General features: G+C 45.9%; 13 protein-coding genes. 5 read left to right on the forward strand and 8 right to left on the reverse strand.

The window, feature by feature from the left end; translation table 11 throughout:
* The first annotated feature begins 123 nt into the window (after window positions 1–123).
* Both QUB08_RS19215 and cobT read left to right on the forward strand, forming a co-directional pair.
* Entirely contained in the window at window positions 124–879 is a 756-nt protein-coding gene (locus QUB08_RS19215; RefSeq protein WP_333226197.1) for a DUF2232 domain-containing protein, read from the forward strand.
* Window positions 880–966: 87 nt separating this feature from the next.
* Window positions 967–2,073: a nicotinate mononucleotide-dependent phosphoribosyltransferase CobT gene (cobT, locus tag QUB08_RS19220; protein ID WP_333226198.1), complete on the forward strand. Its 1,107-nt coding sequence runs from the start codon at window positions 967–969 to the stop codon at window positions 2,071–2,073.
* A 275-nt stretch (window positions 2,074–2,348) separates the two neighbouring features.
* Here cobT and QUB08_RS19225 read toward each other — a convergent pair whose 3' ends face one another.
* The gene (locus QUB08_RS19225) at window positions 2,349–2,747 is read right to left on the reverse strand and encodes a hypothetical protein (RefSeq protein ID WP_333042890.1); all 399 of its coding nucleotides are present in this window, start codon (window positions 2,745–2,747) and stop codon (window positions 2,349–2,351) included.
* A 468-nt stretch (window positions 2,748–3,215) separates the two neighbouring features.
* A complete protein-coding gene (locus tag QUB08_RS19230; RefSeq protein ID WP_333226231.1) occupies window positions 3,216–3,464 on the reverse strand; it encodes a hypothetical protein in 249 nt (82 codons plus the stop codon).
* Here QUB08_RS19230 and QUB08_RS19235 point away from each other — a divergent pair.
* Both QUB08_RS19235 and QUB08_RS19240 read left to right on the forward strand, forming a co-directional pair.
* Window positions 3,414–3,533, forward strand: a complete 120-nt coding sequence (locus QUB08_RS19235) for a hypothetical protein (RefSeq protein ID WP_333226199.1) — start codon at window positions 3,414–3,416, stop codon at window positions 3,531–3,533. The genes QUB08_RS19230 and QUB08_RS19235 overlap by 51 nt on opposite strands.
* Window positions 3,530–4,639, forward strand: coding sequence for an extracellular solute-binding protein (locus tag QUB08_RS19240; RefSeq protein ID WP_333226200.1), 1,110 nt, complete (start codon window positions 3,530–3,532; stop codon window positions 4,637–4,639). The genes QUB08_RS19235 and QUB08_RS19240 overlap by 4 nt, the downstream gene beginning before the upstream one ends.
* Before the next feature lie 171 nt (window positions 4,640–4,810).
* Here QUB08_RS19240 and QUB08_RS19245 read toward each other — a convergent pair whose 3' ends face one another.
* The 5 genes from QUB08_RS19245 to QUB08_RS19265 form a co-directional block, all read right to left on the reverse strand.
* A complete protein-coding gene (locus QUB08_RS19245) occupies window positions 4,811–5,749 on the reverse strand; it encodes a DUF1963 domain-containing protein (RefSeq protein WP_333226201.1) in 939 nt (312 codons plus the stop codon).
* Between the two features lie 102 nt (window positions 5,750–5,851).
* On the reverse strand, window positions 5,852–6,361 hold the full coding sequence (locus QUB08_RS19250) for a hypothetical protein (protein ID WP_333226202.1): 510 nt from the start codon (window positions 6,359–6,361) through the stop codon (window positions 5,852–5,854).
* Window positions 6,362–6,420: 59 nt separating this feature from the next.
* The gene (locus QUB08_RS19255) at window positions 6,421–9,681 is read right to left on the reverse strand and encodes a PAS domain-containing protein (RefSeq protein WP_333226203.1); all 3,261 of its coding nucleotides are present in this window, start codon (window positions 9,679–9,681) and stop codon (window positions 6,421–6,423) included.
* Between the two features lie 323 nt (window positions 9,682–10,004).
* Window positions 10,005–11,135, reverse strand: a complete 1,131-nt coding sequence (locus tag QUB08_RS19260; RefSeq protein WP_333226204.1) for an aldo/keto reductase — start codon at window positions 11,133–11,135, stop codon at window positions 10,005–10,007.
* A gap of 5 nt (window positions 11,136–11,140) precedes the next feature.
* Complete coding sequence (locus QUB08_RS19265) at window positions 11,141–11,647, reverse strand: bifunctional nuclease family protein (protein ID WP_333226205.1); 507 nt, start codon at window positions 11,645–11,647, stop codon at window positions 11,141–11,143.
* A gap of 241 nt (window positions 11,648–11,888) precedes the next feature.
* Between QUB08_RS19265 and ribE the strand changes: the two genes are divergently transcribed.
* Window positions 11,889–12,602, forward strand: a complete 714-nt coding sequence (gene ribE / locus QUB08_RS19270) for a riboflavin synthase (RefSeq protein WP_333226206.1) — start codon at window positions 11,889–11,891, stop codon at window positions 12,600–12,602.
* Between the two features lie 202 nt (window positions 12,603–12,804).
* Here ribE and QUB08_RS19275 read toward each other — a convergent pair whose 3' ends face one another.
* On the reverse strand, window positions 12,805–13,695 hold the full coding sequence (locus QUB08_RS19275) for a glycosyltransferase (protein WP_333226207.1): 891 nt from the start codon (window positions 13,693–13,695) through the stop codon (window positions 12,805–12,807).
* Between the last annotated feature and the right edge of the window lie 13 nt (window positions 13,696–13,708).

Raw genomic sequence — 13,708 nt, forward strand, 5'->3', positions numbered from 1 at the left:
GGGCGCAAGTCCCGTAAAATCTAAAATCTAAAATCTAAAATCTAAAATCTAAAATCGGGAATCAGCCGTATCGGGCGCAAGTCCCGTAAAATCTAAAATCTAAAATCTAAAATCTAAAATCGGATGAGTGATTTTTTGTCAGCAGATGCTGCGTCTAATTCGGGTAGTTCACCCAGTACAAATAACGAACCCCAAACCGCCGATATTTCAGCAATGGCTGGCGATCGCCCAAATCCCGATCCGGGGAAGCGCCCCTCTGGGGAAGCGCCTTTAAGGCTGGTAGAAACGGCTTTTTTGGCAAGTACCGCTAGCTTAATTTGGCTGGTAAATTATTACTTTCCGCTGGGGCCTTTGCTGCGGGTTTTTTTCCCGATACCCATCGCCCTGGTTTACTTGCGCTGGGGCAACCGAGCTGCTTGGATGGCTGCTTTGGTATCGGGTTTGCTGCTGTCGGTACTGATGGGCCCGACGCGGAGCATTTTATACGTGATGCCTTTTGGAATTATGGGAGTTGCGCTGGGAGGACTTTGGAGGCGTAAAGCGAGTTGGTCACTCTCTATTAGTGTGGGCGCTCTCATCGGTACTGTCGGCTTCTTTTTTCGGTTCTGGCTGCTGTCAGCTTTGGTGGGTCAAGACCTCTGGGTTTACGTAACGGCCCAGGTAACAGAGATGGTGGAATGGGTGTTTGTGAAGCTGGGCTGGCTTAATGTACCGAGTTTGAACACAATTGGGGCGATCGCCGCCGGGATGATTTTGGTTAACAATATTGTCTATTTATTTGTAGTACATTTAGTAGCTTTGCTGCTATTAGATCGTTTGGGAAATCCAATTCCGCGGCCGCCAAGCTGGGTGCAAGTTTTGATCGATTATGAAGAGTAGTTATTGGGAGTTGTTGACTGTTGACTGTTGACTGTTGACTGTTGACTGTTGACTAATAACTAATAACTAATGACTAATGACTAATTTATGATTGGTATTTATACAGAAATAGAACAGGGGCAGCGATGGCTCGATCGCTATCGGGGACAAAAACCGATATTTGCCTGCGTGTTAGGATTTACCGCTACTGGCTTAATTCCGGGGATTTCAGCAGCAGGAGCAACCCCGCACGATCGACAATTTACTTGTTTGGCCGATGCAGAATTTTTGTATAACGGCCCCCAACCGTCGCCCCAATATCCTTTGCCGCCCCTAGAAGCGGGTGCCTCGCCGGTACTGATATCTCGCGCTGTAGTCGAAGCTTTGGAACTTCCGCTTTACCTATTTAATGCTGGTTTGCCCCTCCCACCTCCGGTACCTGCAATTGACTTGGGCGGCACTCCGGCAAAGTGTCTGATTTCTGGGAATGCTTTAGAACTCGAAACAGTCAAACATTTGCTCGAACAAGGATTAATTTGGGGAGCTAAATTGGCTGCTCAAACTAATGGTAGCTATTTAATTTTAGGGGAGTGCGTAGTTGGGGGAACGACTACTGCTTTGGGCGTGTTAATGGGTTTGGGTATTGCAGCGGCGGGCAAAGTTAATAGTTCTCATCCTCGCTGCAATCACGCTCAAAAATTGGCTGCAGTGACAGCGGGACTCAATAATGCCGAGTGGGAAATGGGCGGACAAAACAGCACTCCCTTGGAATTGGTGGCGGCGGTGGGCGATCCGATGCAAATAGCGGTGGCGGCAATGGCGATCGCCGCGAGTCAGACTTGCGGCGTGCTTCTGGCTGGGGGTACGCAAATGCTGGCAGTGTACGCTTTGATGCAAGCCTTAGCCCGTGAATATGCTCTGCTATGGCGTCCCGAACAAGTTGCGGTGGGGACTACGCGCTGGGTGACCGAAGACCCTACAGGAGACACTGTAGGACTTGCGTCGGATATCGGCGGTGTGCCTCTGTTGGCGGCGCAGCTAAGTTTTGCTGGATCTCGTTACGGGCAACTGCAAGCTTACGATCGCGGCTATGTTAAGGAAGGTGTCGGTGCGGGAGCGTGTGCGATCGCCAGTGGCTTGACTGCAAATTGGACTCCAACTCAACTCCTCCACGCTGTTGAAGCTTTAGCCTCGCGGTGTGAAGTTAAAAATTAAGTACGTAGTTATAGCAATCGATCCCGGATTTGCGAACTTCTCTCTTTCTGCTCTCTCTCTGCGCCCTCTGTGCCCTCTGCGGTTCATCAAAAAAAATCTTGTTCACCAAACAAAGAGGATTGCTATTTCTATACCAAATCTCGCCTTAATATGCTATTCCCATCCTACTTGTGCGAGACCAAAAACTCCCTACAATCACTCTATAAGTAGACGAGCATAAATCGACGCAAATTGTATTTTTTCTGAAATTAATACCCGATACCCGGTAGCAATATTTAATTAGGCCCGCCTAGATGTTGCGAGTGCATTCTTTTGGAAAGCAACTGTTCTTCCAAGGCGGCAATTCGATTGTAAGCTGCTGTTAGCTGAGCTGTTAAGCGCTGGATTTGAATCTCTGCGCTCAGCTCTTTTTCCAGACTTTGAGAATTCTTGTCGAAGTAGCTGTCATCTAACAGTATGTCTTTGTGTTCGAGGAGGCCGTCGAGACTGCTGTAGCTTTGATAGGGCGAGGTTTTGTCATTTCCTACCGTTCCAGAGCGATCGTTTCTCTGTTGCTGAGTCAGCTTCGTCTCCTTGGCCGACTCCAAGAGCTTTTCATTGAGGTTTTCTATGAGTTTGTAGAGGGCCTCGACTTGTTGGCTCAATACTGTAACTTGCTGGCGGAGCGCTTCCATACAATCATCCTTGGGATCGTAACTTAATATATCTACATCTTAGGGAAATCTTTACATAAATGGGATTTATCACTAAATTATTTAATTTTTGACGTAATTGTTGTGTTTCTAATCCTGACGGTAGATTTAGGGAGCCAGCTTGAAGATAATCGATCGCCATTGGTGAGTCGATTGTAGATTTTAGATTTTAGGTTTTAGATAGTCTTGGACACAGAAACCGGGTGGGTTAACCCCCATACTTTGTTCAAATCTTCAATCAGAGCTAAAACGTCGGGTTTATGAGAGTCGGATCGCAGAGCGTCCTATTAGATTGACTTCGCTCTCGCTAGTGCTTTCAGGATTTAGATAAATTGATTTTTAGTTTTTTTAGTTATTAATCCGTCGCCGATATAAAAATACTTTTTCACTTCGGTTGTGTAAAAAGCGTCATCTAACGGCAGATGGCAGCGCTCTCGTTGTTTCGTTATATTAAAAAATGTAACACAGATGCAGTCGTTCGACCCGGCTGGCGAGCACAACAGGCTCAAAGGAACTTGCAGCAGAGAAATTAGGCGTTAAGTTGAGGGAGTTTTCGGCATCGGAAAGCTCGATCGACAAGGTAGAAGGTAAAATCAGGGCAAGAGCCAAACAGACTCTCTTCGCAGCAGAACCGAGTACAATGGCTCTGTGTTTGAAAAAGAAATAAGACAAATCGGCGCCAACTACCGGACTCGACAAACAATTATTTCCCCGGCTGTAGAACACAAAACGATGGGTCAATATTTAGAAAAGCGGATTCACAGGTGAAACGAAGGTCTTTGCTATTGGGGGCCGCCACCCTAACTTTAAGTCAATTGGCGGCAGGGTGCGACTCGAAGCCGATTCTCAAAATTCGATCGCTCAAAAACGGTATTCCGGCCCAACTGGTAAGCAAATTTAGCCGCGATGTACAACCGTCTCCGCTTTTGCAGGTAAGGCAAGAACCACAATTAAAAGAATTATTCGCCCTGTTGCAGGAGTGGAAACAGGTTCCCAAATCAAAAAATCAAGCTGACTTGGTGATGTTGGGAGATTACTGGCTGAGTTTGGCAATTAGGCAAAAATTGATTAAGCCGATCGATCCTGCTAAGTTTGCTAATTGGCCACAATTGCCCGAAAGATGGCAAAAACTCGTCAGGCGCAACGATGAGGGTAAATTAGATCCTCAAGGTAAAGTGTGGGCTGCACCTTACCGCTGGGGAAGTACGGTAATTGCCTATCGAACCGACAAATTTAAGGCTTTGGGGTGGACTCCGACAGATTGGAAAGACTTGTGGCGAGTCGAATTGCGCGATCGAATTTCTCTGCCCGACAGTGCTAGAGAAGTTATCGGTTTAACATTAAAAAAAATCGGAAAATCTTACAATACGCAGCAATTAGATCAAGTCCCAAATCTTAAAAAAGAACTTGCAAATCTGCACCAACAAGTTAAACTTTATAGTTCTGACGCTTACCTGCAACCATTAATTTTAGGCGATACTTGGTTGGCAGTAGGTTCCTCTGGGGACTTGCTGCCGCTACTCCAAACTCAAAAGGATATTGCTTTAGTAGTTCCGGTTTCGGGAACTGCACTTTGGACAGATTTGTGGGTACAACCAGCATCAGGGAATCCAGTTTCTTTAGTGGAAAAATGGATTGATTTTTGCTTGCAGCCTCGGGTTGCTCCTCAATTATCTTTGCTGGCTAAGGCTAGTTCGCCGATAATTGTCGGCATGAAACCCGAAGATTTGCCGGAAGCTGTTCGCACTAATTCTGTGTTATTGCCGGATGCTAAGATTCTTGCTGCTAGCGACTTTCTGCTGCCTTTTGGGGATGCGGGGATTCAGCAATATCGATCACTCTGGCAAGAAATTCGGCAAGTAGTGCAAAGTTAAAATGTAGGGTGCGTCAGTCACCAGCCCACAAGCGCCGAGAAAATCATCAAAACTGACGCACCTTAAACCGTAGGATTCATCAGTCACCAGCCTTGTGTGTGTAGCAAAGCAACAAACGGCAGTGAAATAACAAACAAAACAGCAGGGGCGGAAAGTGTTAGTATTTTAATTTTAAGAACAATCGTAATTATAAATCACCTGAGAAAAATCTAAATTTTCTAAGTCCTCAGCACGAATCAAAAAGTTACCTACTCCACAATCACCCCAACGAATCTCATCATCACTAATCATGTGTAAGAGTACAACTTTATGGTCTTTGTATTGCGGACTATCCTCACGAGGATCAGTTTGCGTAAAGTAGCCGTATCCCCCTATTTTATGGTGATTCTCGTATATATTACCAGAATACCACTCAAATAATCTGTTATCATCTTCCCAAATTATATCCAAATAATTTTGAAGCTTTTGTTCTCCCAAAAAAGTATCAAATTGATAGTCCGCTGGATTCACCCACGACTTGTCAAAACTAAACTGTAAAGCCAAACATTCTTGAGAATTATTCACATCTTGGTGCTGTAAAGGTGAATAATAATGTTCATAAATACAATCGGAAGGAGGATAATCAATCGGACAATTATTTTCGTCAAAAGCTTGCCACCCACTAAATTTTTGATTATTTAAAGTTGAATATGTCTCATTTATATCCAACAAAAAAGCAAAATCTGTTTGACAATTATTTCTGTCAACTTCTAAAAAATACAATACTTTGAAATCTTTTTGATTGTCCAAGTTCTCTGGATACATTCCATACCAACCTAGATTGTTACTAATATAAAATTGCAAAATTCCTTGTTTGGGAAAAGGGGCTAAATATGGCACTTGGGCAAAGATTTCCTCAAAATTGAGTTGTGCCAAAAGGTGCATATATTTTCCATCACTATCTTTGGGAAAATCGTAACCTTTCGGCAAGTAAGGCACTCCGCCAAATTTGCTTGACCACAAATCTGTAGCCTTGCGTTCGTAAGTGATTTTGATAACAGGCTTTTCTGAACTTTCAATTTCTTGGCGAAAAGGTTCTAATTCAGCAGGAAGCTCAAGGTTTGTTTTCATTTTTTTATACGAATTATAAACGGCATTTATCCGCTAAAATGTGGGTGCGTCAGCTTTTGATTTATCGATTATCCCAAAAATCTCTCTAGCTGACGCATTCTACTAAAAGCCTTTGAGTTTGCCTCGGATACCGGGATTTGAGAGAGATTCTAAATCGATTTTGCAGCTCGATCGATCGCCCTTGCACGAATAAACTGCCAAAGCAGTGCCTTGACGGTTGCAAAATCGCACATTGTAACCATAATCGTTGGCGACAGTGCCAAAGCGGTTAACAAACTGATAGCGTTCCATATAATCGAGCAAACTCCAAAGTTGGCGATTGACTATGATAATTACCCAAGTATTGCCGGGATCGACAAACCAGCGATCGAGCAATTTTCCGCCAAAGAGTTTTTGAGCTAACCACAGACTCGGCACGCTTTTTTCGGTTTGCGAAAGCGGGGGCGGCGGGAAATTAGCAGCGCTGCCAGTCGGGCAGACCGGCTGCTGGGAAAAGGCCGCAGATTGTCCCCACAGCAAGGCTCCGAGGCACGCATAACAGGCGATCGGGAACAAAAATAAACTTTTTGTCAAAATGCCATGCCTGCGGGTATCAACATCGTATTTCATCATTATTGTGTTCTTTCTTATATGTTTCCCGTAGGTTGGTAAAACTCGCCCCTAGAGTCATGTTAAAATTCCGATCGCCTAAACAATGAAGCAGGCAGACAAGCAGTAAAAGTAGAACCGCAATTTAACTCGCTAGAAACTTCAATATCGCCGCCCATCATCTGACAAAAACGCTGGCTGATAGTCAGTCCCAAACCCGTACCGCCGTACTTGCGAGTAGTTGAATTGTCGGCTTGAGTAAAAGGCTGGAACAGTCGCTCTTGTTGTTCTTGTGTCATGCCGATACCCGTGTCCGTCACTCGGAAAATTAAAAAATCTGCATCCAAAATTAACATTTGAGCAACTCTCGGTTGATATTTATTTTTTAATTCTTCACTGGTAATTCTTTCGACAGTAAGCACGATCGCCCCATTAGCAGAAAATTTAGCAGCATTGCTGAGCAAATTCAGCATTACCTGCCGCACTTTCATCAAATCGCCGTGCATCGCGCCGATATTGTCAGAACTCAATACTTGCAAAGTATTCCCGTTTTTATCCATTAGCGGTTTGATAGTTGTTACCACCTCCTCGATTAAGCCTCCAACATCGAAGCTTTCGAGGTAAATCTCCATCTTGTCAGCTTCAATTTTGGAAATGTCGAGAATGTCGTCAATTAGGTGCAGCAAGTGTTTACCAGCAGTGCGAATTTTGTCTAAATCCGAGACTACCTGTAAGTTGCCTAACTCTTCGGCATCTTCCGCTAGCATATCGCTGTAGCCGATAATCGCGTTCAGGGGAGTGCGTAACTCGTGGCTCATGTTTGCCAGAAAAGCACTCTTGGCGCGGTTGGCGAGTTCTGCGGCTTCTTTAGCCAACTGCCACGCTTCCTCAGCGTCTTTGCGTTCGGTGATATCCCGCAGTGTCGCCACCACCGCTTCGACGCTGCCGTCTGTGGCACAAAGCGGGCTGAGAATGTACTCGTAGTCGCGGGTTCCCCAGCTTGCGGTGGGGACAATTACTTCGCCTTTCACTGGTTCGGCTGTGGCAAATATGCCGTGGCATTCTTGGTGAACCCGCTGCATAATTGTTGGCGACCAGCCTAATTCCTGCCAGGTTTTGCCAATCATTTCTCTGGGGTTCATGCCGGCAGCTTGAGCGGCGGTGCGGCTGACATAGGTGTATTTTCCCGATCGATCTACTAGAAAAATTAGGTCAAGGGAAGCGCCGAGAATGCCGTCAACTGTTCTGGCGTGTCGGGCTACCTGGGCGGTCATTTGTCTGACTGTAATGGCGCCGCGGACTCTGGCGGCGAGTTCAAACTGCAAGAGTTCGTTGGCTTGTTTGAGGAATAGGGTGCGCTGTTCGACTTCTATTTCTAGTTCTGCTTTGGCTTTTTCTAAGGTGAGTTCGGCAAGTTTGCGATCGCTCACATCTGTAGAAATTGTACCGACTGCATAAGCTTTACCTTCGGAGTTGCAGAGGGGAAATTTCAGAGAAATATAAGTGTGCGGGCCGTCGTCTTGAGGGATGATTTCTTCGATGGTTAGGGGGGAGGAGGATTCGAGAACTTTCAGGTCGTTTTCTCGCAAGGCTGCTGCTTTGTCTTCGGGAAAAATATCCCAGTCAGTTTTGCCTGTTATTTGCTCTTTTGCTATCTGGAACAAATTGTCAAAATGGCGGTTGGTGAGCAGGTATTTTCCGTCAACATCTTTGATGTAAATTACTGCTGTTGAGTTGTCTAAAATCGCTTGCAGCAGTGCTTCACTCTTTCGCAGGGCTTTTTGAGTGTTTTGGCGATCGACTATTTCTGGCTGCAATTCCCAGTTGAGGCGATTTAAGTCTTGCCAAGCTTCCTGGACTAGATTTAAGGCGATCGCGCTTTTTTCTAGTTCTGTATTTACCTGCCGCGACTCGTTTGAGACGGAGTTGGCGGGCAATTCTAGGGGTTGAAAAGCAAGCGGGATGTGGGGATTTGCGATCGGCCGAGCGCCCGCAATTTTTTTATATCGAAAATCGACTGCTAATTGACCATCTAAACTAGATTTTTTAGGGAATAAATCGGGGAATTCGCCGAAATTTAAATTGTCATAAATTATATCAAATGTCCGCGATCTCTGCGGCGGTTCGGCGCTGGAGTTAAATGCCCAATTCCCCTCTGCTGTTGATAAATCTGAGTTAGCGGGTTTGGCAATCCGGCGAGTGACGGCAACTCCCAAGGCGAAGGGGACAAGGGCAGTCGCAGACATGGCCAGCAGCCAGTTGTTTGCCCACCAAGTTTCGATCGAGGTTTTGGGGATAAATCGCACTAAAATTGCTGCGGGTTTTCCCCCTAAATTGCCAAGGGATTTGGCAGCTACTGCATAAGTTTGACTGCTTGTTTGTACGTTTCCGGCGACTGGTTTGCCTGCAGCGGCGAGTGCAGATGTCAGCAGCGATTTCTCTGCCAGCAAGTCTGGTAACTGTTGGTTTTTTGTAACTGCTGGCGAACTTGCCAAGACAAATTTGCCGTCAGCCAGGGGTGCGTAGATAGCCTGATATCCGCCGCCCTGTAAATTGAGGGTTTTGGTGCTAGCAACTGCCGAAGTTTTGCTGATAATTTTTCCTAACACTAAGGCAGCAATCACTGTCTGATTTTTGGGATATTTTATGGGAATTGCTGCGTAGTGTAGGAGAACAGGTCGATCGCCCTTTCCGGCCGACAAAGATCCCAATTGTTCCTGAAATTCCGATTGAGGAATAATTTCGGTGGCGGTAATTGGCTCTTTTGTAGCGAATACTCGATCGACTATTTGTTGCAGGTTAAAACTTTTTCCCTTCTGGTTAGAGTTGACGCTAACCACAATCTGCCTGTTTTTTCCAACTAAAGCCGCACTGTCTATTTCCCCTGTTTTGACTTGATTTTCGAGAATTTGATTGACAGATTTTTGCAAATATGATATATTTTTGCCGCTGTTGTAAGCTAAGGCTGTTTGGGCGATCGTTTTGCTGTCCGAGGAGTTTTGCAAACGGTCGGCGGCGCGATCGAGTTTGAGATTATAGTTAATTTCACTAACAACTAATTCTGATTTAGCTTGATTTTGCCCTTGGATCAGTCCCGCTGTCAATATCATCCAAAGCGCCGCTCCTGCAAGTCCCAGTGGCAAGATTATTGGTACAACTAGGAGTCCAATTAGTTGTTGGCGGGTGAGAGACAAATTGTAAGTGCAAGGCATGACAACTGCTGCAAATCTGTCGGAACTTACTGCTGTAGTTGGCTGCGGACAATCTGACTGGAGGTTGTTTAAGTGAGTCTGAGCCATAGGAGTAGATGCTAAATCGGTAGTAGATGCGGGCTGCCCATTCATATAAACGATCAGAATTTTACTGTTTGAATTCTGCTGAGTCAGATTTTGTTATTTAGTTATTAGTATGCTGTCGGATGTTCTTGAAAGCCTGTTGGCAGTATTGATCCCCAAAAACAGAGGTACTTTTTCGCTCAATTTTAGGTTTTCACCCTGGCTCAAAAACCCGGATTTTTGCTTGCAGTATGTAAATTCACTTAAAAACGAGTTTAACCTAATTGTTGCAGGAGTTAAAGAAAAAACTTAGGCAGGGGAAGCCAAAAACCAAGTTTCTGTGCGGTATTTGGTGGCCGGTGCGATCGCCTTTTCCCTGCTTCACCTTTTTTTCAATCCCACAACCGCCTCCCTGCTTTGCCGCCGAGTCGCTGGTGAGTATCTTTGAGCAAAGTTGGGATGTCTAACTCTTCGGGACACCGGGGCAAACATTCGCCGCAATCGGTGCAGCGGTTGCCTTTGCTGCCAGGAAACCAGTGTCCGGCATTTTCAAACATGGCGTAGCGGTATTTGCCAAAGTCAGTCATGTCGCACCCGACGGCGAGATTGCGGAGTCGCAATACTTCGGGAATGTTGATGTTTTCCGGGCAAGGCAAACAGGCATAGCACTGGCTACATTTGTCGGTTTTCAAAGTGGCTGCAATAACAGATTCTAGCCGATCGAACGCAGCGATTTCGGCCTGGGTGAGGGGAAAGTCGCGATCGCAATATTGCAGGGGTTGCTCTAATTCTGTCGCATTTGCAGCCCCCACACTCAAAGTGCCAATCCTAGTATCGCTAAGTAAAAACCGATAGTTCAACTCCAAAGGCGAGAAAGGCGAGCACAATTGTGCCAGAGTTTCCGGGGGCGTGTAGAGTTGCCCTCCTTTGTCTGCGGGGGAAATGATGAAAACGCCCATATCTTTGTGCTTGGCGAGTTCAATTGCCGGGGCGTTGCGCTGAAAAAAATAGTAATAATGCAGATTGACAAATTCAAACAAATCTGTGTTGATTGCAGCCAAAATCAGATCCAGAGGCCCGTGAGTCGAAAAGCCGACGTGCCGAATGCGACCATCAGCCAGGGCTTTGCGTACAGATTCCATGCAGCCTGTGGGCGATCGCACAATCGCCAAATGTTCCCAAGTATTCAAACCGTGAATTGCCAGACAATCGATATAGTCTAAATTCAGGCGTTTGAGGGATGCGTCGATGCAGCGTTCCATTGCTGCTGCATCCTCGGTTGGGGAAATTTTTGTAGTGACGTGGAGGCGCGATTGATCGACAGACAAACCAGCCGAAAGGGCCGCGCCCAGATATTCCTCGCTGCAACCGTAACCCGCAGCCGTTTCCAGGTGATTGATTCCCTGAGACACCGCCTGTTGTACAGTCTGACAGGCAGTTTCCTCAGAAGCCAAATAGCGCATGGTTCCCAAGGAAAATACCGACAGGTGCAACTCCGTTTTGCCAAACCGTCGATAGCGCATAAATGTTAGGAAGTTTCGCCGGGGCCCAAGCCGCTTCTCTTAATCAAATCCTCTGGACGGAGGTTTGAGATAAATTCCCGGAAGGCCCGGCGTTCGGCCTCATCAGCATCTCGATCGACCGGTATCGAAGCATCGGCGACGACTTCTTCCATCACCCAGATGGGGCTATTCGTTCGCAGGGCTAGGGCGATCGCGTCGCTAGGTCGGGCATCGATCTCTTTTTTAACTTCTCCCTGACGGACGATCAGGACGGCATAGAATGTGTTATCTTGCAGCGAGTGAATAACTATGCGCTCCAAGGTAAGACTCCATGCCTCTAAAAAATTGACCATCAGATCGTGAGTTAAGGGCCGAGGAGGCTTGTGGCCTTCGATCGCGCTAATAATAGCCTTTGCTTGCTCCTGACCGATATAAATAGGCAAAGCCCGTCGCTCAGTAGAGTCTCTCAATAGGACAATAGGACTGCGCGTGGCTGCATCTAAGGCAATTCCAGCGACTTTCATTTCAATCATTCGATCGGCCTCATAGAATTAAGAAACTGTAAGGCAGTAGAGAACTTGGACATAAAGATCACCTAAATCCAGTATGACTTGATCTTCGCCTGAATCTGCAACTGATCTGGGACTATCGATTTTAGATTTTAGATTTTAGATTTTAGATTGACTAGGGGGGAGAGGGGACGGCAAAACCTCCTGTCTCTGGTTTGTCTCTATGGTTTCATGTAAATAAGCGATAGACTACGGAAAAATACTTATGTTTACAGGACTAATTCAATCTCTCGGAAAGCTGAAGTCGTTAGGCAACGATTACTTCCAAATTTCCTGCACATCAAGCAACTCCTATCAGATTTTACAAGATTTAGCCATTGGGGACAGCGTAGCCGTGGATGGAGTCTGTTTGACGGTAGTGGAAGTTCTGCCACAAGGTTTTGTCGCCGTCGCTTCCCCAGAAACCCTCCGCCGCACAACTCTGGGATCATTCCCCGATGCTTTGGTGAACCTAGAAACCTCCCTGCGCGCCGGTAGCAAATTGGGGGGACATTTTGTGACGGGGCACGTAGATGCGATCGGCACTTTAGCAACATCAACCCAAACCGCCAACGCTTGGGAGATGCGGTTTACTGCCCCACCAGCCGCCAATTCGGGATGGCAACGTCAAATCGCACCTTACATCGTTTCCAAGGGCAGTATCGCCGTCAACGGCATCAGCTTAACCGTGGCAGATTGCGATGCTGACGGCAATTGGTTTGAAGTTGCTGTCATTCCCCACAGTTTTGGTGAGACAAACCTCAGCTATTTGCAACCAGGAAGTTTAGTAAACTTAGAAGCAGATATTCTGGGCAAATATGTCGCCAAATTTCTCCGCAGCGGCTCAAAATCCCATCCCGAACCGTGGGAAGAAACCCCCACAATCAACAGTTTGGGAACAATTACACCAGAATTCTTAGCAGAACACGGATTTATTTAATCGTAGATCAAACTCGGCGGTTAAAACCGCTACTATACAAACGAAGTCCGCCTCCGAGGACTAAAGAATAAACTTGTAGTTGTAGGGTGCGTAATCCGCGAATTATTTTATCAATAATTGACGACTAAAAGCAGACGCACCCTACTAACTCTTACTCCTCTCTCTGCGTTCTCTGCGTTCTCTGCGGTTCAATAATCCCACTCTATTCCTCAACAAAATTGTTTTTCTCCCAAAACAATCCCGCCGCAATTCCCACCTGAGAAACCAAAAACAAGGCAGCAATTAATAGCTTGTGAAAGCCCGGTGCGTGGAAAAATGGATAAGTTAGCAAATTCAAATAAAATGACGGATGTTGTAATTTCCCATTAGCCCCGCGTTTCGAGATCATTTGCTGAAACAAAAAAGCACCTCTACCATAATTGAATTGCTGTTTCCAAAATTTGCGAAGAGTTAGTGCATGGGAGTGATAAACTATAACTTCGGGAGCGTAAATGGCGGCATGGCCCGAATGCAACCACCGATCGCAAAATTCCCGGTCTTCTCCAGCCGCTAGAGAAAAAGTCGTGTCAAAGCCGCCGATTTTTTGGAAAGCCTCAGCGGGAAGGGCAAAATTGTTAGAAGTGAAAAATTGCGCGCGATCGCCAATAGCATTATAGTAACTGTAAAGGTAATCGATCAGTTGCTGGCTGGCAGTAGAATAAATGTTATCCGGCAGTGCGTTTACAGTTCGACCTCCGATTAAGCAATCTGGTGTTTCGACAAATCGCTTTTCCAGATTTTGCAGCCAATCTACTCCCACAGTACAGTCATCGTCTGTAAACACTAAAAATTTGCCTTCTGCGGCAAAAGATCCAGTATTTCGCGCCGTTGCAGGGCCGGAGTTGGGTTGTGTCAGAAGTGTGATATTTAGCTGATTTTTAAAAGGGGAAATTGTATTTTCTACAGAAATTTCGGTGCTATCGTTGACGACGATAACTTGAAATTTATCGCGCGGATATTCAATTTCAACAAAAGACTGAATACAGGCCGCTAATTTATCGGGGCGATTGTAGGTCGGAACAATAATTGAAAATAGAGTTTTAGCTTGGTTCATGATAACTAATAAC

Origin of the sequence: Microcoleus sp. BR0-C5 (assembly GCF_036705045.1) — a bacterium.
GTDB lineage: Bacteria > Cyanobacteriota > Cyanobacteriia > Cyanobacteriales > Microcoleaceae > Microcoleus.

What these genes read in the sequence shown, in the direction of transcription:
- QUB08_RS19260 (WP_333226204.1), bottom strand. Translation starts at nt 11,135, where the DNA reads ATGCGCTATCGACGGTTTGGCAAAACGGAGTTGCACCTGTCGGTATTT.
- QUB08_RS19265 (WP_333226205.1), bottom strand. Translation starts at nt 11,647, where the DNA reads ATGATTGAAATGAAAGTCGCTGGAATTGCCTTAGATGCAGCCACGCGC.
- QUB08_RS19250 (WP_333226202.1), bottom strand. Translation starts at nt 6,361, where the DNA reads ATGATGAAATACGATGTTGATACCCGCAGGCATGGCATTTTGACAAAA.
- QUB08_RS19225 (WP_333042890.1), bottom strand. Translation starts at nt 2,747, where the DNA reads ATGGAAGCGCTCCGCCAGCAAGTTACAGTATTGAGCCAACAAGTCGAG.
- cobT (WP_333226198.1), top strand. Translation starts at nt 967, where the DNA reads ATGATTGGTATTTATACAGAAATAGAACAGGGGCAGCGATGGCTCGAT.
- QUB08_RS19275 (WP_333226207.1), bottom strand. Translation starts at nt 13,695, where the DNA reads ATGAACCAAGCTAAAACTCTATTTTCAATTATTGTTCCGACCTACAAT.
- QUB08_RS19215 (WP_333226197.1), top strand. Translation starts at nt 124, where the DNA reads ATGAGTGATTTTTTGTCAGCAGATGCTGCGTCTAATTCGGGTAGTTCA.
- QUB08_RS19255 (WP_333226203.1), bottom strand. Translation starts at nt 9,681, where the DNA reads ATGAATGGGCAGCCCGCATCTACTACCGATTTAGCATCTACTCCTATG.
- ribE (WP_333226206.1), top strand. Translation starts at nt 11,889, where the DNA reads ATGTTTACAGGACTAATTCAATCTCTCGGAAAGCTGAAGTCGTTAGGC.
- QUB08_RS19245 (WP_333226201.1), bottom strand. Translation starts at nt 5,749, where the DNA reads ATGAAAACAAACCTTGAGCTTCCTGCTGAATTAGAACCTTTTCGCCAA.